A 17,002-nucleotide genomic window follows, 5' to 3' on the forward strand; every position below is an offset into this window, starting at 1 on the left:
ACATGGCAACACTTCAAGACATCAACATCGCAATTCTGGCCGTCGACGGATTCGAGCAGGTCGAACTCACGGGGCCGCGCGACCGTCTGCACGAAGAAGGCGCCCGCACCGTGGTGGTATCGGCGCGCACTGACCCGATCCAGGGCATGCACCACGACAAGCCCGGCGACAAGTTCCCCGTGGACCTCACGTTCCTGCAGGCTGCGTCCGAGCCGGACGTCTTTGATGCCCTGCTGCTGCCCGGCGGTGTGGTCAATGCCGACGAGATCCGGATGCAGCCCAAGGCCCAGGAACTGGTGCGCGCCTGCATGGACGCGGGCAAGCCGGTGGCGGTCATCTGCCACGGCGCCTGGCTGCTGATCTCGGCCGGCATGGTCAAGGGGCGCAAGATGACCAGTTGGCCGTCGCTGCAGGATGACCTGCGCAATGCGGGCGTGCAGTGGGTGGATGAGGAAGTGGTCGTGGACGGCGTGCTGGTGTCCAGCCGCAAGCCGGACGATATTCCCGCGTTCAATGACGCCTTCGTTCAGGTGCTGGGCAAGGAGGTCAAGGGGCGCGCGGCGAAGTAGGACCGGGCGCATCGAGCAAAGCCGGTCAGCGCCTCACCCCGGCCGCATGCGCTACGCGCGCTTGAGCGCCACGGTCACCAGCACCGACGCGTTTTCCAGCGCGAACAGCGCGTGCGGCGCGCGGCCCGGCAGGTACATCAGGTGGCCGGGGTAGAGGACTTGCGTGGCGCCTTCGGCGGTGACCTCGATGCTGCCCTCCAGGCACTGCAGGGTGATCTCGCCGGCGACGTCATGCGAGGCCATGGTCTTGCCGGCGAGCAGCACCAGGCGCATGACCTCTAGGTCTTCGGACTTGAAAAGCGCGATCGACTGCTTTTGCGCTAGCGCGGCCCCGTAGGGCTTGAGATCGATGACTTGCCCGGGATCCGCATGTTTGAGGGCCATGATGCATCCTTCGCAGGGAGGGGAGCTGTCAACGATACCCCATCCCCACGGCGGCGCCGCGGCCTGCAGTCAATTGATCTTGATGCCGCGTTCCTTGACCAGATCCTTCCACTGCGCCGTTTCCTTGGCCAGATGGTCGCGCAGCGCGTCCGGCGTGCTGCCGATCGGCTCGGCGCCGATCGAATCCAGCGTCGCCTTCACCTTGGGATCGGCCAGCGCGGCGCGCATGGCGTCATTTAGCTTGGCTACCGCTTCCGGCGGCGTGCCGGCGGGCGCAAAGGCTGCGAACCAGGGCATCAGCTCATAACCGGGCACGCCGGCCTCCTGCATCGTCGGCACGTCGGGCAGGGCAGCCGACCGCTTGGTGGTGGTGACGCCCAGCGCGCGCAGCTTGCCGCTCGCGATGTGGGGCTTGGCGGACGTGATGCTGTCGAACATGTAATCCACCTGGCCGCCCAGCAGGTCGGCGACGGCGGGGCCGCTACCCTTGTAAGGCACGTGCAGCATGTCCACCCCGGTCATCGACACGAACATCTCACCGGCCAGGTGAATGGAGGTGCCAACGCCCGCGGAGGCGTATGTGTAGTGCTTGGGCTGCGCCTTGGCCTTAGCGATCACGTCCGCGACGCTGGTTGCGCCGGTACGCGCCGGATTGGTGACCAGCACATTGGGCACGACCGCCAGCAGCGAGATGGGCGCGAAGTCCTTGATGGGGTCGTAGTTCAGGTCCTGGTACAGCGCCGGGTTGACGGCCATGCCGTTGGCGACGATCAGGATGGTGTAGCCGTCGGGCTTGGCGCGCGCCACCGCCGCCGCGCCAATGTTGCCGCCCGCGCCGGCGCGGTTCTCGACGATGAAGGACGTGTTCAGCTGCTTGCCCATCGATTCGCCCAGCGTGCGCGCGATGCTGTCCATCGCGCCGCCGGGCGGGAAAGGCACGATCCACTTCACCGGGTGATCCGGATAGGCATCGGCCTGCGCGGCGGTTGCGCCGGCCAGCAGCGAGGCGGCCAGCAATGCGCGGGCAAAGGGTCTGAATACGTGGCGCATGCGCATGGTTGTCTCCGTGACGCTTGATTTATTGGTGGCGAGGTCCGAGCGCGATTAATACTCTGATCGACGGTGCCTGCCCGATGGGCGCAGTATCGCTTGCCTTTTTTTCAAGTGTCCAAGACTATATGGGTTTCAATTCATACCTCCAGGGTCTTAATCGCCATGGAACTCAGGCACTTGCGGTACTTCCAGGCGGTGGCCGACGCAGGCAGTTTCACGCTGGCAGCCTCGCGGCTGCACATTGCGCAGCCGCCGCTCAGCCGCCAGATCAAGCAGCTGGAGGAAGAGCTGGGCGTGCAGCTGTTCGAACGGACCACGCGGGCGCTGCGCCTGACCGAGGCGGGCCGTTTCCTGCTGGAGCAATCGCGCCTGCTGACCGCCCGTCTGGACGAAGTGCTGGAAGGCACGCGCCGGTTGGGCCAGACCGAGCGGCGCTGGTTCGGCATCGGCTTCGTGCCGTCGACGCTTTACGGTTTCGTGCCGGAATTGATCCGGCTGCTGCGCGGCGCGGATGAGCGGGTCGAAGTGGGCCTGATGGAAATGAACACGTTGCCGCAGCTCGAGGCGCTGAAGGCGGGGCGCATCGATCTGGGCATTGGCCGCATCCTGCTGGACGACCCCGCGATCGAGCGGCGCGTGTTGATGACCGAGCCGCTGATGGCCGCGGTGCCCTTGCATCATCCGCTGGCCGGCCTTGGCAGCGTCGCCGTCAGCCGCCTGGCGCGCGAGCCTTTCGTGCTGTATCCGGCGCGTCCGCGCCCGAACTACGCGGATCATGTGCTGGGCCTGTTTCGCGCGGCCGGCTACTCGCTGCAGGTGGTGCAAGAGGCCAACGAACTGCAGACCGCGATCGGGCTGGTCGCGGCGGGCTTGGGGGTGACCGTGGTGCCCGCCTCCGTGCAGCGCCTGCAGCGCCAGGATGTGGCCCACGTGCGCATCGAGGCCGATGCCTTCGTGTCGCCCGTGATCGTCAGCTATCGCAAGGACGATGCGTCGGCGTTTCTGGCGCGGGCCCTGGAACTGGCGGGGGAGCTTGCCAGGAAATAGGCGCGGCCGCGCGGTAGTGGCTTCGCGCTAGGTGCGGCCCGCGGGCGAATATGCGCCCACCACCTCGACGATCCAGTCGATGAAGGCGCGCAGCTTGGCGCTGACGTGGCGGTTGGGCGGGAACGCCACGTACATCGGCATCGGGTCCAGGCGCCAGTCCTCGAAGACCGGGACCAGCTCGCCTTTGGCCAGGTGCGGCGCGGACATGTAGTCCGGCAGCCACATCACGCCCATGCCGGCAAGCCCCGCCGCCAGGTAGGCATTGCCATCGTCCACCGCCAGCACGTAGCGGCCGTGCACATTGACGACCTCCTTGCCGCGACGCATGGCATAAGGCAGCGCGCGCCCGGTGCGTTGCCACAGAAAACCCACGATGCGGTGGTGCGTGTCTTCAAGCTCGCGCGGGTGCGCGGGCTTGCCGGCCAGCTTCAGGTACGAGGGCGCGGCGTAGACGCCCAGTTGCAGGTCGCCGACGCGGCGGGCCATCAGGGACTGGTCGGTCAGCTCGCCGCCGCGCACGACACAATCGATGTTTTCGCCGATCAGGTCGACGATGCGATCGCTGACGCCCATGTCGAGCTGGATGTCGGGATAGCGCGCGTGAAAGTCCGGCAAGGCGGGCACGAGCACCATGCGCGCCAGCGGACTGGGCACGTCCACGCGCAGCCGGCCGCGCGGCGCTTCCGCGGCGCTGGACAGGCTGGTTTCGGCATCGTCCATGTCGGCCAGCAGCTTGATCACGCGCTCGTAGTACGCCGCGCCATCGGCCGTGACATTGACCTTGCGCGTGGTGCGGTTCAACAGGCGCACCCGCAGGCGTGCCTCAAGCTGCTGGACCAGCTGCGTCACGCTCGTCTTGCTCATGTGCAGGGTTTCGGCGGCCTTGGTGAAGCTGCCGGTTTCCACCACGCGCGCAAACGCGGTCATTGCGTCGAATCTGTCCATGGCTGCTCGAAGAGAATTGGGATTGTTTGGATTCTACAAATAGTGATGGATGCAGTTGACCGTTTATCCCTGGGACGGGCGCTTTTACAGTTTGCCCATGTCAACGCGGGCTGTCGGACAGCCCACCACCAGGAGAACGCCATGACCAAACGCGACGTTGTTTTTCCTCCCAATCGCCATGCGCTCTACGAGCGCAACCGTTATTCGCCGGCGGTTCGCTCCAACGGCTTTCTGTTCGTGTCCGGCCAGGTCGGCAGCCATGACGACGGGTCGCCGGAGCCCGACCTGCGCGAGCAGGTGCGGATGGCCTTCCGGAATCTGAACGCCATCCTGCACGCGGCGGGTGCGACGTTTGACGACGTCGTCGACGTGACGGTCTTCATGGTCGATCCGCAGTCGCAGTTCGAAACCATGTGGGAAGTGGTGCCCGAATTCTGGGGCGAGGCGCCGTATCCGAACATTACGGCGGTGGGCGTCACCTGGCTGTACGGATTCCAGTTCGAGATCAAGGTCATCGCCAAGGTGCCCGACGCCGCGGCGGCTTGATCGGGCGGCGCTGCGGCTTATCAAGGCTTGCGGAAGACGACGACCTTGCTCGTCAGCTTCTGCAGCGCCTCGTCGCGCTGATTCGATGTGATCGATTCCACGACCACGATGGCGCGATCGGGCTTGGAGCGCGATGGCGTGATGCTGATCACGGTGCTCGTCACCTTGACCACATCGTCCGGCCGGGTGGGCAGCGGCCAAGCCAGTTCGGCGCCTGCGCCAATGACCCCGCGCGCCACGGGAAAACTCTCGACCAGCAGCTTCATGGTCAGCGCCGCCGTATGCCAGCCGCTGGCCGCCAGCCCCTGGAACAGCGTGTCGCGCGCCGCCTCCGGATCCAGATGAAAGGGTTGCGGGTCGAACTGCGACGCAAAGCCGACGATCTGCTCGGCGTCCAAGGCATGGGTCTTGCTGACAAAGACGTCACCGACGGACAGGTCTTCCAGGTAGATCAGCGGCGGCTTGGGGGGCTGTGGCATCGATGGCTCCGGCGAGTATCTGGTGGGTGGGGCATTATGGGCGCGCGTTCGCGCCTTGCGCAATGCAGCGGGCGATGACCGTCGCCGAAATCGGGTCCATAATCGGCATGTCTCGTTTTATGGATGTCGCACCATGGCAGAAACCCCCACGTCGTCGCAAGAGATCCGTCCGCTGGAGATCGGCGACATCACGGTCATCGACAACACCAAGCTCAAGAAAGCCGTCACGGCGGCGGCGCTTGGCAATGCAATGGAATGGTTTGACTTTGGCGTCTACGGTTTCGTGGCGTTCGCACTGGGCAAGGTGTTCTTCCCCGACGCTTCGCCCGCCGTGCAAACCATCGCCGCGCTCGGCACGTTTTCCGTGCCGTTTCTGGTGCGACCGTTGGGAGGCGTGTTCTTCGGCGTCATGGGCGATCGCTTCGGGCGCCAGAAGGTGCTGTCGCTCACCATCATCATCATGGCCATCAGCACGTTCTGCATTGGCCTCATTCCCGCATACGCCACGATCGGCCTGTGGGCGCCGATCCTGCTGCTGCTGTGCAAGCTGGCGCAAGGTTTCTCCGTCGGCGGCGAATACACCGGTGCGGCCGTTTTCGTCGCGGAGTACGCGCCGGACAGGCAGCGGGGTTTCCTGGGCAGCTGGCTGGACTTCGGCTCGATAGCCGGCTTTGTCGTGGGCGCCGGCATGGTCGTGCTGTTGCAGACCATGCTGGGCGAGCAGACGTTTCTGGACTGGGGCTGGCGCATTCCTTTCTTCGTGGCGGGGCCGCTGGGCCTGTTGGGCTTGTATCTGCGGCATGCGGCCGAAGAAACCCCGGCCTTCACGCAGCAGCTCGAACGGATGGAAAAGGAAGATCGCGACGCCGTGCAGGAAAAGCCGTCGGTGTCCTTCCGCGAGATCTTCGCCAAATACCGCCGCGCCTTGCTGGTCAGCATCGGCATGGTGCTGGTGACCAACATCACCTATTACATGCTGCTGACCTATATGCCGACTTACCTGTCGGGCAGCCTGGGCTACACCGAAGGCCACGGGGTGCTCATCATCGTCGTGGTGATGGTGGGCATGCTGTTCGTGCAGCCGGTGGTGGGTTTCGTCAGCGACAAGGTCGGGCGCAAGCCGTTTCTGCTGGTCGGCAGCCTGGGGCTCCTGGTTACTGCGATCCCGTCGTTCTTCCTGATCGGCAGCGACAACACCGCGCTGATCTTCCTGGGACTGCTGCTGATCGCCATTTTCCTGAACTGCCTGATCGGCATCATGGCCTCCACGCTGCCGGCGCTGTTCCCCACGCGCATCCGCTATAGCGCATTGGCCAGTTCGTTCAATGTGGCCATCATCTTCGCCGGGCTTACCCCCACCGTGGCCGCGTGGCTGGTCGAAGAGACCGACAACCTGATGATGCCGGCGTATTACCTGATGGCGGCGTCGCTCATCGGGCTGATCACCTCGTTCTTCCTGCCCGAGACCGCCAACCGGCCGCTGCGCGGCGAGACACCGACCGCTTCCAGCCGCAAGGAAGCCAAGGTGCTGTTGCAGCAGGCGTACGAGCACATTGAACAAAGTGTGCAGGACGTGGATGCCGAGATCGCGGCGCTGGAAGAAAAGCTGGATGCGCTGCGTGTGCGCCGCCAACGGCTGGCGGACAGGCATCCGGGTATTGAATGAGAGCTGCCGCCCGGACTTGTCCGGGCGGCGCTTCATGTTAAGGAGCAAGTCATGAGCGTGCCATTCAAGCAGGTGGATGTATTTACCAGCGAACCCTATCGCGGTAATCCCGTCGCGGTGGTGCTGCAGGCGCAGGGCATGACCGACGAGCAGATGCGGCGTATCGCCAACTGGACGAATCTGTCGGAAACCACCTTTGTGCTGCCGCCAACGCAGTCCGGCGCTGACTATCTAGTCCGGATCTTCACCCCGCAGGCCGAGCTGCCCTTTGCGGGGCATCCCACGCTGGGAACGGCGCACGCGCTGCTGGAAGCTGGCATCGTCCAGGCGCGCGGCGGCAGGCTGGTGCAGGAATGCGCCGCGGGCCTGATCGACCTGTCGGTCACCGAGATCGCCGGCGGCAGTCCGCGTATTGCCTTCACGCTTCCCGTGGCCCAGTTGACCGAGCTTGGCGCGGACCTTGTCGATGAGATGGAAGGGATACTGGGTTCGGCGGTGCTGCACGATCCCGCGCCCAAGCTTGTCAATGTGGGCCCGGTGTGGACGATCGCACAGTTGCCCAGCGCGCAGGCCGTACTGACGCTGCGCCCGGACTTCTCCCGCATGGCCGAGTTCGACCGCCGCAACCAGGCCGCCGGCATCGTGGTGTATGGGGCGTACGGCGAAGGCGCGGAAAGCGCCATCGAGGTCCGCGCCTTTGCGCCCAGCCTGGGCGCAAACGAAGACCCGGTGTGCGGGAGCGGCAACGGATCGGTGGCGGCGTTCATCCGCGATGCGGGGCAAGTGCAGCAGTTCGGGACGGAATACCTCAGCACGCAGGGCGCGGCGGTGGGGCGGTCGGGCAGGCTGAACATCGCGTTCGGTGCGGACGGCGCCATTCGCGTGGGCGGGCAATCCGTGACGTGCATCGACGGCCGCATTGCGGTGTGAACGTGCGCCGGCATGTGGGGCGGCCGGCATCGGTGTGGCGGGCATTGACGCGGCCTGCTCAGTCGCGGCCTGCTCAGGCGCGATCCGTGCCCGGTTTTCGGCCGGCGCCGCGTGCACTATGCTTGAACGTCGCGCATTGCAGCAAGGGTTGAGCGCATCACTTTCCTGCCAAGGAGGAGCAAGATGGCCAGCAAAAACACGATTTGCCTGTGGTACGACGGCGACGCGCTGGACGCGGCGAATTTCTACGCTCGGACGTTTCCGGACAGCGAGGTGGGCGCCGTCCATCGCGCGCCCGGCGACTACCCGTCGGGTCAGCAGGGCGACATCCTGATGGTCAACTTCACCGTCATGGGCATTCCCTGCGTGGGGCTCAATGGCGGCGACGCATTTCAGCACAACGAATCGTTTTCCTTTCAGGTCGCGACCGACGATCAGGCCGAAACCGACCGCCTGTGGGACGCGATCGTCTCGAATGGCGGCCAGGAGAGCGATTGCGGCTGGTGCAAGGACAAATGGGGCGTGTCCTGGCAGATCACGCCCCGGGCGCTGCTCGCGGCAGTCACGGATCTTGACCAGGCAGCTGCCAAGCGTGCATTCGAGGCGATGATGACGATGAAGAAGATCGACATTGCGACCATCGAAGCCGCGCGCCGGGGATGATGCCGCGGTTTGCAGAGCGGGCAGCGCGCGCGGTGAAACGCCGGGCCAGTTCCGTGGATTGGAATCTCCGGTTTTGGGGGCCGTATCAGCAAGAATGACCTGTCGATGGAACAAAAATCCGGGGTCGGATGACAGGCCCCGGTAAGGATGTTGCACGCGTGGGAAAGCCCCGTAAAATCCCGCAGCCGCCGCGATATTTCGGCGAAATCTCCTGACTTTCGAGATGTACGTCGATCTTCTCACTCTTTACCTGTTGGCAGTCGGAACACTGCTTGTCAGCGCCGGCCTGATGTTCTGGGAGCAGCGGGCCAATCCCAAACGCAGCAAGGAACTGCGCATCCTGGCATCTGGATTCGCCACGCTGGCTGTCGGCTGCGCGGCAGCGCTGTATCGCCGCGACTTGCCTGGTGTCAGCGGCGCGGCGATCAGCAATCTGGTCATCCTGGGTGGCTACCTGCTGGTGCTCAATGGCGTTGCCGCGCTGAGCGGACGGCGTTATGTGCGCACCGCCGCCTGTGTGCTGGTGGGCATGGGGCTGACCTGGGTGATCGGCGGCGTGCGCTGGCTGGACGTCATGTGGACGCACGTAAGCTCGGTGCCGATTGCGCTCGTCAGCGGGTTGACGGCCTGGGAGCTGTTGCGCTGCCAGGCGCTCAAGCCACGGCGCTCACGGTACATCGTGGTTGCGGTTGCCGGGGTGCATACCGCCGTGTATGCCGCACGTGCGCTTGTCCTGCCGTGGTTCGCGACCGAGTCCGGCGGCCAGGTCCTGGCGCTGGCTGGCAAGCTCACCATCTATGAAGGCGTGCTGTATTCCGTGGTGCTGCCCATGATGCTGCTCAAGCTCATCCGCGACGAAACCCACAGCCAGCTGCTGATGGAATCGCAGACCGATTACCTGACGCGGCTGGGAAACCGGCGCTGGTTCGTCGAACAAGGCGCGCGCATCCTGAACGGCAAGGAAGGGCGGGGCACAGTGGCGGTGATGGCATTCGACCTGGATCACTTCAAGTCCGTCAATGACCGCTATGGACATCAGGCGGGCGATCAGGTGCTGAAATCATTTGCCGAAACCGCGCGCGAGGTCCTCGGTGACGACACCATTCTTGCGCGCATCGGCGGCGAGGAATTTGCCGCGCTGCTGTGGGGGGATGACGCGAAGGGCGCCCACACGTTGGGCAAGGCCATGGCCGAGCGTTTCGCGGTCACCGTCTCGAACCGGATGGACGGCATCGGCATTGCCGCGACGGTAAGCATCGGGTTGGCCCGCTTCGAGGGCGACACGCCCACCATCATGGACGCGCTGGCCATCGCGGACCAGGCGCTCTACCGGGCCAAGAAAATGGGCGGCAACCGGCCGGAACTGGCCGGCGAACCCGCGCCGGTCACGGCTTGATCGGCGGCAAGGCCCCGGGGGTCATTGCTGCGCCACGTAGGCCTTGCGCGTTGTGTCGTAGGTGTAGATGACGGCGTCGGCCGGACCCAGCTTGCGGGTCTTGCCCGGGCCGGAGATGGTGGTGCCGGAGAACTGCACGGTCACGCGCGGCAGGTCGGCGGTGCCGGTGGCGCTAAAGACCAGTTCGCCCTCGCTGCGCGTGCACGGCATGACGTCGCCATCCGCACAGGCTGGGCCGTTGTCCTCGCCTGCAATCACCTCGCCCGCATACGCCCACACCTTGTCCTTGGCTTCGTCCTGGCGCTTTTCCGGCGGCGTGAAGACGAGCAGGGTGTAGCCGCTGATCGTGATGCCGTTGTCGAACGTCTCGGTGGGCACCGCCAGCAGCAGCTTGCCGGCTGCCGTGCGGTATTCCCGCGGCTTGCGCCGGGTGTCGACTTCCGGCGGCCGCTCGTACGCGCCGAACTCGCCGATGGTCGGTTCCATGCCACGGAACTTCCAGGGGCTCGACGGCGATGCGGGATCGCGGATGAAGGTCGCCTCGGCAAGATTCACCGTCGTCATCGGACCGACATCGTCCTCTCCCGGCTTGCCATAGCGTTCAGCGGTTTCCCACACGAAGCCCGTGAAGTACGGCGTGCCATCCATTTCGAAGGCGTGGCCGAACCAATAGGTGGCCACGCTGCCGTTAGCCACGTCTGCGGAGTCGGCGCCCTTGCTGTCGACCTGGTGGATCGCGTAGAGGACCGATGCGGCGTCAGGCAGGGCGGCCTGCGCGCTGGCGGCAGCGGAAGGCGTGGGCGCGGACGTGGCCGAGGCGGGGTTAGCCGGTTCCGCGGCAGCCGATGCCGAGGCAGCGGATAGTGCGGCTGCCGGCGCTCCGGCGGCCGGCGCTCCGGCGGCCGGTGCTGCGGCCTTCTCTTGCGCTGCGTTCCCAGGCGTCGGGCTCATCGCCGCGAATGCGGCAGTGATCGCCGCCACCAGGAGGGCGGCCGCTGCCGCGTTGCCCGTTCGCAAACCCTTTCCTTCCGACTTGCGTGTAGACGCCATGTCCTTCTTCTCTCTCTATCGCGATATGCAGCCATCGCCAGTCGCCGCCGGCGCGCCATCGGGTCGCGGTGCCGGTGGGCGCCGCAAGACGGGCTGCATGGGGAATTAATAGTGCCAAATCGACCGGCGGGCTCGACCATAGAAGGGGGGCGAGAAGGGTGTCAAGGCAACTCTTGCGCGGCATGGAGGGCGGCGCATGCCGCCGGCGCCCGCGGCCAGGGCGGGCGCGGGCGTGCGTATGCGCAGGAATTGCGGGGTATTCGCGACGGATGGGCCGCGCCAGGCAGGGGCAAAAGGCCCTTAACGCCCTGTTACCTTGGCAATACTCAGGGTTACCGGAAAGGCGGCGTAGCGCGATCCGGGCTCCATCGGATCGCGCCACGCGCGTGCAAGCGGCTGCGGCGGCGGCGCAGTCTCTTGCATGCCGGTCAAAGGTCACTCGGCCTCGATCTTCGCCTCTTTAACGACCTTGCCCCACTTGTCCAGGTCCGACTGGATCACCGCCGCGTATTCCTGCGGCGTGCCGCCCTGGACTTCGATGCCCGCGGCTTCCAGCTTGGCGCGCACGGCCGGCTGCTTGAGCACCGCGTTGATCTCGGCGTTGAGCTTGGCGACGATCTCCTTGGGCGTGCCCGCTGGCGCAAGGAAGCCGCCGTTGGTGTTGGCGTCGTAGCCCTTCAAGCCTTGTTCCTGCGCGGTCGGCACGTCCGGCAGCGCCTTGGTGCGATTCGCGGTGGACACGGCAACCGCGCGCACATTGCCGGCCTTGACCTGCTCCTGCATCGCGCTCAGCGTGTCGATGTACAGGACAGTGCGGCCCGCGAGCAGATCGGGGTGCGCGGCGGACGAACCCTTGTACGGGATCAGCAGCATGGGCGCGCCGCTGACCATGCGGAACATTTCGGCCGCCATTTCCTGCGCGCTGCCGCGGCCAGACGTGGCAACCTTGGCGTCGTCGGGATGCGCCTTCATCCAATCGACGAGTTCGGGCAGGGTTTTGGGCGGGATCTTCGGATAGACCGCGAACACCAGCGGAATTTCGTGGGTGTAGACGATCGGCTCGAAGCTCTTTTGCGGATCCCAGCCCAGGTTCTTGAATAGGTACTTGTTGATGTTGTGGCTGCCGCCCACGATGCCGATGGTGTAGCCGTCGGGCTTGGCGTTGGCGAGCAGCGCGGTGCCCAGGTTGTTGGAGGCGCCCGGCCGGTTGTCGACGATGACGGGCTGGCCCAGCGACTGCGACAGCTTTTCGCCGACGACGCGCGCAATCATGTCGATGCCGCCGCCCGGCGGCGCGGGCACGATGATGCTGATGGGACGGGCGGGGTAGTTCTGCGCCGCGGCCAGGCCGGGCACGGCGGCAAGGACTGCCGAAAAGGCCAGGGTCTTGGCCAGCGTGGTGAAGGTCATGCTTGTCTCCTCGGGGTGGTCAACTTCTGTCAACTCTGTGAAGCGCCCTGGCGTGCTGCATCCGGGGCGCGGGTTGGGGGCGCAGTCAGGGCCTTAGCCGCGCCCGGTAAAGGGCATGGCGCTGGCCATGACGGTCATGGTCAGGACGTTGGCGTCCAGCGGCAGCGACGCCATGTGGCGTACCGCCTTTGCAACGTGCACGGCGTCCATCATGGGCTCGGGCGCGACCGTGCCATTGGCTTGCAGCACGCCGCGCGTCATGCGTTCGGACAGTTCCGTCATCGCGTTGCCGATGTCGATCTGCCCGGCCACGATGTTGAAGGCGCGGCCATCCAGTGCCAGCGACTTGGTCAGGCCCGTCACCGCATGCTTGCTGGCGGTGTAGGGCGCGGTGAAGGGGCGGGGAGTATGCGCGGAGATCGACCCGTTGTTGATGATGCGGCCGCCCTGCGGCGACTGGCGTCGCATCAACCCGAAAGCCGCGCGCGCGCAAAGGTAGACGCCCGTCACATTGGTGTTGATGGCGTTGAACCACTTTTCCAGCGGCAGTTCGTCCATGGGCACGGCGGGGGCGTTGACGCCGGCGTTGTTGAACAGCAGGTCCAGCCGGCCGAAGCGGCTTTCAATGGTGTTGAACAGGGCTTCGACGCTTTCCGGGCGGGTAACGTCGGTGGGCACGGCCAGCGCAGTCTGGCCGCGTGCGGTGGCCTCGGCCTGCAGGCTCTGCAAAGGGTCTGCGCGCCGGCCGGCCAGCACGACGGTCCAGCCGTCGTCCAGCAGCGCGACGGCGGTGACGCGGCCGACGCCGCTGCCGGCGCCGGTGACCAGCGCAATCTTTTGGGTGGTGCTTTCGTTCAAAGCGTGTCTCCTGGGGCGGATGGAATAGCGATGGGTGATGGAAGGAATCGGCGTGAGCCGTCAGGCGGCGCGAGGGCGGGCAACGGTCATGGTCAAAGCCCCGATATCGGCCACACCCGCGCTGACGACGTCGCCAGGCGTTAACGGGCCAACGCCCGCAGGCGTGCCGGTGTAGACGAGATCGCCGGGCGCCAGCGTTACCGACCGCGACAGCATCGCCACCAGCTCGGGCACGGACCACAGCAGGCCGGACAAGTCGGCGCGCTGGCGGTCTTGCCCATTGACCGTCAGCCACACCGCGCCTTGGCGAGGATGGCCGCACACGGTGGCCGGCACGATCGGCGTGCAGGGCGCGGAATGATCGAAGGCCTTGGCCGGTTCCCACGGGCCGCCCGCGCGCTTGGCCTGCTGCTGCGCGTCGCGCCGGGTCATGTCCAGCCCTGCCGCATAGCCCCAGATGTGCCGCGCTTCGACCTCCTTGGGTTCGATGTCTTTTCCGCCGCGGCCAATCGCCACGACCAGTTCGATCTCGTGGCAGAAGTCCGCCGTGTCCGCGGGATAAGGCAACGCGCCGCTGGCCGGAAACACCGCACTGGCAGGCTTCATGAACCACGCCGGCATGTCGGTGGGACGCGGCTCGTCGGGCAGCCAGCGGTAGTTGCGTCCGATGCAGAAGACGCGCGCGACCGGAAAGCGTGCCGCGCTGCCGGCGATCGGAAGCAGGGTGGGTGCAAGCGCGGGAAAGACCAGGTCCGTCATGACAGTTCTCAATGCGTGCCTTGCGGCTCAGGTCGTCAGGCTCATCGACGGACGTTCGCCGGCCAAGGCCTGCGCGATGCTGTCCAGCACCATCTGGCCCATCGCGGCACGCGTCTCCCAGGTGGCGCTTGCGCGGTGCGCCTGCAGCGTGGTGCGATCCGACTGGCGCAGGGCCGCCGGCACGCGGGGTTCATCGACAAAGACGTCCAGCCCCGCACCCGCAATGCGCCCGGCCACCAGCGCCTCGGTCAGGTCCGCCTCGTTGACCAGACGCCCGCGCGCTACGTTGACCAGGAAGCCGCGCGGGCCCAGCGCATCCAGCACCTTGGCGTTGACGATGCCCTCGGCCTTGTCGGCCGCGGCGCTCAGCACCAGCGCATCGGAGCTGCGCGCCAGTTCGATCAGGTCGGGCACGAATTCATGCGGCAGGTCGTCCATGGCGCGCAAGTCGGTGTAGCGGATCTGGCATCCGAAGGCCGCGGCGCGCGTGGCGACGGCGCGGCCCACACGGCCCATGCCGACAATGCCGACGCGCATGCCGCTGAAGCGGCGTGCGAGCGGGATGGCGCTGGGCGAGGGGAATTGTTCCCACAGGCCTTCCCGCACAAAACGGTCACCCGCGCACAGGTTGCGGCAGGCGGCGATCAACAGGCCGATCGCCAGGTCGGCCACGTCCTCGGTCAGCGCGCCCAGCGTGGCGGTGACCGGCAGGCCGCGGCCGCGGCAATAGGCCAGGTCTACCGCGTCGGTGCCCACGCCATTGACCGCCACCACCTTCACGCCCGGCAGCTGTTCCAGCATCGCCCGCGAGATGCCGGTGTGGCCGCCGGTGATGACGGCCTCGATGCCGGCGCCGTGCTCGCGCAGCCAGGCTGCCTGATCCGGAATCTCGAAGAACTTGTGCACCTGATACCGCGAGGCCAGCTCGTCGTTGACCGCGGGGATCAGGATGGGATTGAGTTGCAGGACCTGGGGCTTCATGTCGGTTCGGCTCTGTTGGGGGACCGGCTGCGGGTCCGCGTTGAACATGGATCCCATGGTATTTAATGATTGATTTGTAAAGCAATATTGATCTATAAAATCAACATATAAACTTTGCTACAGAAGATCATGGGCACCTGGATATCGATGGCCGAAGCGTGCAGCCAGCTTGGCGTGCGGCCGCAAACCATCTACGCCTACGTCAGCCGCGGCAAGCTGGAAGTCATGCCCGATCCGGCCGATACGCGCCGCAGCCTGTATCGCGCCGAAGACGTTGCTGGGCTGGCCAAGCGCAAGCAGGCGGGCCGCAAGCACGAAACCCTGGCGACCAACACGCTTTTCGGCGCCGAGCCCAGCATTCCCACGGCCATTTCCACCTTTCACCGGCAACGCCTGTACTACCGCGGGCAGGATGCCGTCGCGCTGGCCGCGTCGGCCAGCCTGGAGGAGGTGGCCCAATTGCTGTGGAATTCCGATCAGCTGGCAGACTTTTCGTGCGCGGCGCGCGTGTCTACGCCCGGCCGGGTCGCGGCCTTCACGTCGCTGGCCGCGCTGGCCGCCACCGGGCATTCCACCCGCGGCCGCATGACGCGCGTGCTGCACACCGAGTGCCAGAGCCTTGTCGGCCAACTGGCCAATGCATTTGGCGCGCAGCATGGCAAGCGCCCGCTGCACCTGCGTTTTGCGCAGGCGTGGAAGCTATCGCCGCAATCCGCTGAGCTTTTGCGCACCGCCATGGTCCTGCTGGTGGATCACGAACTGACCAGTTCGGCATTCGCCACGCGCATCGCGGCGTCCACGGGCGCATCGCTGCCGGCGTGCCTGCTGTCCGGCCTCACCACCTTGTCCGGGCCGCTGCACGGCGACGCGTCCGGCCGCGTCAAGGCGCTGTTCGACGACGTGGCGCGCCAGGGCGAAGACCACGTGATCGCGCATTACCTGTCCACGGGCCTGCCGCTGGCGGGCTTTGGCCATCACCTGTATCCCGACGGAGATCCGCGCGCAGCCGCATTGCTGGCGCGCTTCGAACCGGCCGAGGTCATCACGCGCTTCATTGGCAAGGCCACGCAACTGACGGGTCTGCATCCCAACATCGACGTCGCCCTGGCCGCGCTGGCGGCGCATTGCGGCCTGCCGGACGATGCGGCATTCGGGCTGTTCGCCACGGCGCGCAGCATTGGCCTTCTGGCGCACGGCCTGGAGCAACTCAGCGTTGCGCAGGTCATCCGGCCGCGCGGCCGTTACGTCGGAGTCTTGCCGCAAGCGGCGTAGCGGCACGGCAATGTTCGGTATGCTGCAACGTACCGGACAGGAGACTGCCATGACACGCACGCAGAAAGAGAGGATGTTGGCCGGAGCGCTGTACACGGCCGCCGACGCCGAGATCCAGGCGGACCAGCTGGCCGCCAGCGCCTGGATGCAGCGGTATAACGCGCTGCTGGGCGAGCCGCCCGAACAATGGCATGCGCTGCTTTGCGAGCGCCTGGCCAGTGTCGGCGAGGGCGCGCTGATCCGCCCGCCGTTTCATTGCGACTACGGCTACAACATTTCGCTGGGCGCGAACGTCTTCATGAACTTCAATTGCGTGATCCTGGACGTCGTGCAGGTCACCATCGGCGAAGGCACGCAAATCGGCCCGGCGGTGCAGATCTACACGGCAGACCACCCGCACGACCCCGAGCAGCGGCGCGCGATGCTGGAGTTCGGGCGGCCCGTGCACATCGGCAGGCAGGTGTGGATCGGCGGTGGGGCGATCATCCTGCCCGGTGTGACGGTGGGGGACGATGCGATCATCGGCGCGGGCAGCGTTGTGACGCGGGATGTGCCCGCGGGTGCAAAGGTGGTTGGCAATCCGGCGCGGGTGCGGTGGTAGCGCATGAGCACGCCACGCGTCTCGCCACAAGGCGCGGCGCCAATCTCAAGGAGAAGACCATGCCCATGTTCATCACAATCGGCTACGGCGATCAGGCGGGCTACGACAGCACCCCGGTGTCCGTGCGCGAGGCTGCGCATGCGCACGACGCGGCATTGCAGCATGCAGGGGTGCTGATGGGGATCGCGGGCACGCCGGTTCAGGTGCGCAATCCGGACGCGTCCGGCGTGGTGACGGCGAAGGGGCCGTTCATGAATGCGCCGCTGCCGATTGCCGGTTTTGCCGTCATCGAAGCGGCCGATATGGCCGAGGCCATCGAAAAGGTGTCCCGCACGCCCTGCGCCGTGGCGCACGGCGTGGTGGAAGTCTGGCCGCTTGAGCGCCGGTAGCGCG

19 protein-coding genes are annotated in these 17,002 nt (G+C 66.2%); 10 read left to right on the top strand and 9 right to left on the bottom strand.

The genetic code is table 11. The features are described 5' to 3' along the window. Nucleotides 1-2 precede the first annotated feature (2 nt). Entirely contained in the window at nt 3-569 is a 567-nt protein-coding gene (locus KVT32_RS02610; protein WP_217617653.1) for a type 1 glutamine amidotransferase domain-containing protein, read from the top strand. Between the two features lie 51 nt (nt 570-620). Here KVT32_RS02610 and KVT32_RS02615 read toward each other — a convergent pair whose 3' ends face one another. Continuing rightward, on the bottom strand, nt 621-953 hold the full coding sequence (locus KVT32_RS02615) for a cupin domain-containing protein (protein WP_152384562.1): 333 nt from the start codon (nt 951-953) through the stop codon (nt 621-623). Nucleotides 954-1,022: 69 nt separating this feature from the next. Next, entirely contained in the window at nt 1,023-2,009 is a 987-nt protein-coding gene (locus tag KVT32_RS02620; RefSeq protein ID WP_175155570.1) for a tripartite tricarboxylate transporter substrate binding protein, read from the bottom strand. Nucleotides 2,010-2,168: 159 nt separating this feature from the next. On the opposite strand from KVT32_RS02620, the gene KVT32_RS02625 reads away from it, so the two are divergent. Continuing rightward, complete coding sequence (locus tag KVT32_RS02625; RefSeq protein ID WP_152384560.1) at nt 2,169-3,053, top strand: LysR family transcriptional regulator; 885 nt, start codon at nt 2,169-2,171, stop codon at nt 3,051-3,053. A 27-nt stretch (nt 3,054-3,080) separates the two neighbouring features. Here the strand turns inward: KVT32_RS02625 and KVT32_RS02630 are convergent, their stop codons facing one another. After that, on the bottom strand, nt 3,081-3,998 hold the full coding sequence (locus KVT32_RS02630; protein ID WP_063954218.1) for a LysR family transcriptional regulator: 918 nt from the start codon (nt 3,996-3,998) through the stop codon (nt 3,081-3,083). A gap of 141 nt (nt 3,999-4,139) precedes the next feature. On the opposite strand from KVT32_RS02630, the gene KVT32_RS02635 reads away from it, so the two are divergent. Continuing rightward, on the top strand, nt 4,140-4,544 hold the full coding sequence (locus KVT32_RS02635; RefSeq protein ID WP_217617654.1) for a RidA family protein: 405 nt from the start codon (nt 4,140-4,142) through the stop codon (nt 4,542-4,544). Nucleotides 4,545-4,564: 20 nt separating this feature from the next. On the opposite strand, the gene KVT32_RS02640 is transcribed toward KVT32_RS02635, so the two are convergent. Next, complete coding sequence (locus KVT32_RS02640) at nt 4,565-5,023, bottom strand: MaoC family dehydratase (protein WP_056318470.1); 459 nt, start codon at nt 5,021-5,023, stop codon at nt 4,565-4,567. A gap of 133 nt (nt 5,024-5,156) precedes the next feature. Here KVT32_RS02640 and proP point away from each other — a divergent pair, with 133 nt between their 5' ends. From proP to KVT32_RS02660, 4 genes are all read left to right on the top strand, one after another. Continuing rightward, a complete protein-coding gene (gene proP / locus KVT32_RS02645; RefSeq protein WP_056318474.1) occupies nt 5,157-6,689 on the top strand; it encodes a glycine betaine/L-proline transporter ProP in 1,533 nt (510 codons plus the stop codon). A 51-nt stretch (nt 6,690-6,740) separates the two neighbouring features. After that, a complete protein-coding gene (locus KVT32_RS02650; RefSeq protein WP_152384558.1) occupies nt 6,741-7,619 on the top strand; it encodes a PhzF family phenazine biosynthesis protein in 879 nt (292 codons plus the stop codon). Between the two features lie 183 nt (nt 7,620-7,802). Then, entirely contained in the window at nt 7,803-8,282 is a 480-nt protein-coding gene (locus KVT32_RS02655) for a VOC family protein (RefSeq protein ID WP_062841431.1), read from the top strand. A 223-nt stretch (nt 8,283-8,505) separates the two neighbouring features. Beyond that, nucleotides 8,506-9,678 carry a diguanylate cyclase gene (locus tag KVT32_RS02660; RefSeq protein ID WP_217617655.1) on the top strand — a complete coding sequence of 391 codons (1,173 nt, stop codon included), beginning with the start codon at nt 8,506-8,508 and terminating at the stop codon, nt 9,676-9,678. Between the two features lie 21 nt (nt 9,679-9,699). On the opposite strand, the gene KVT32_RS02665 is transcribed toward KVT32_RS02660, so the two are convergent. From KVT32_RS02665 to KVT32_RS02685, 5 genes are all read right to left on the bottom strand, one after another. Beyond that, nucleotides 9,700-10,629, bottom strand: coding sequence for a hypothetical protein (locus KVT32_RS02665; RefSeq protein WP_371825562.1), 930 nt, complete (start codon nt 10,627-10,629; stop codon nt 9,700-9,702). A gap of 534 nt (nt 10,630-11,163) precedes the next feature. Continuing rightward, nucleotides 11,164-12,138: a tripartite tricarboxylate transporter substrate binding protein gene (locus tag KVT32_RS02670; protein WP_056318489.1), complete on the bottom strand. Its 975-nt coding sequence runs from the start codon at nt 12,136-12,138 to the stop codon at nt 11,164-11,166. A gap of 93 nt (nt 12,139-12,231) precedes the next feature. Further along, nucleotides 12,232-12,996, bottom strand: coding sequence for an SDR family oxidoreductase (locus KVT32_RS02675; protein ID WP_062841421.1), 765 nt, complete (start codon nt 12,994-12,996; stop codon nt 12,232-12,234). A gap of 60 nt (nt 12,997-13,056) precedes the next feature. After that, nucleotides 13,057-13,755 (bottom strand): fumarylacetoacetate hydrolase family protein, encoded by a 699-nt coding sequence (locus KVT32_RS02680; RefSeq protein ID WP_152384556.1) that lies wholly within the window; start codon nt 13,753-13,755, stop codon nt 13,057-13,059. 27 nt (nt 13,756-13,782) lie between these two features. Continuing rightward, the gene (locus KVT32_RS02685) at nt 13,783-14,736 is read right to left on the bottom strand and encodes a 2-hydroxyacid dehydrogenase (RefSeq protein WP_142055081.1); all 954 of its coding nucleotides are present in this window, start codon (nt 14,734-14,736) and stop codon (nt 13,783-13,785) included. A gap of 129 nt (nt 14,737-14,865) precedes the next feature. Here KVT32_RS02685 and KVT32_RS02690 point away from each other — a divergent pair, with 129 nt between their 5' ends. Genes KVT32_RS02690 through KVT32_RS02700 form a run of 3 tightly spaced genes read left to right on the top strand, consistent with a single transcriptional unit; the run spans nt 14,866 to nt 16,998 of the window. Further along, nucleotides 14,866-16,008 (top strand): citrate/2-methylcitrate synthase, encoded by a 1,143-nt coding sequence (locus KVT32_RS02690; protein WP_056318818.1) that lies wholly within the window; start codon nt 14,866-14,868, stop codon nt 16,006-16,008. 49 nt (nt 16,009-16,057) lie between these two features. Next, entirely contained in the window at nt 16,058-16,609 is a 552-nt protein-coding gene (locus KVT32_RS02695) for a sugar O-acetyltransferase (RefSeq protein WP_152384555.1), read from the top strand. 59 nt (nt 16,610-16,668) lie between these two features. Further along, entirely contained in the window at nt 16,669-16,998 is a 330-nt protein-coding gene (locus KVT32_RS02700) for a YciI family protein (RefSeq protein ID WP_128829279.1), read from the top strand. The last annotated feature ends 4 nt before the right edge of the window (nt 16,999-17,002 follow it).

It is taken from the genome of Achromobacter sp. GbtcB20 (genome assembly GCF_019091095.1).
Classification (GTDB): Bacteria; Pseudomonadota; Gammaproteobacteria; order Burkholderiales; family Burkholderiaceae_B; genus Achromobacter; species Achromobacter mucicolens.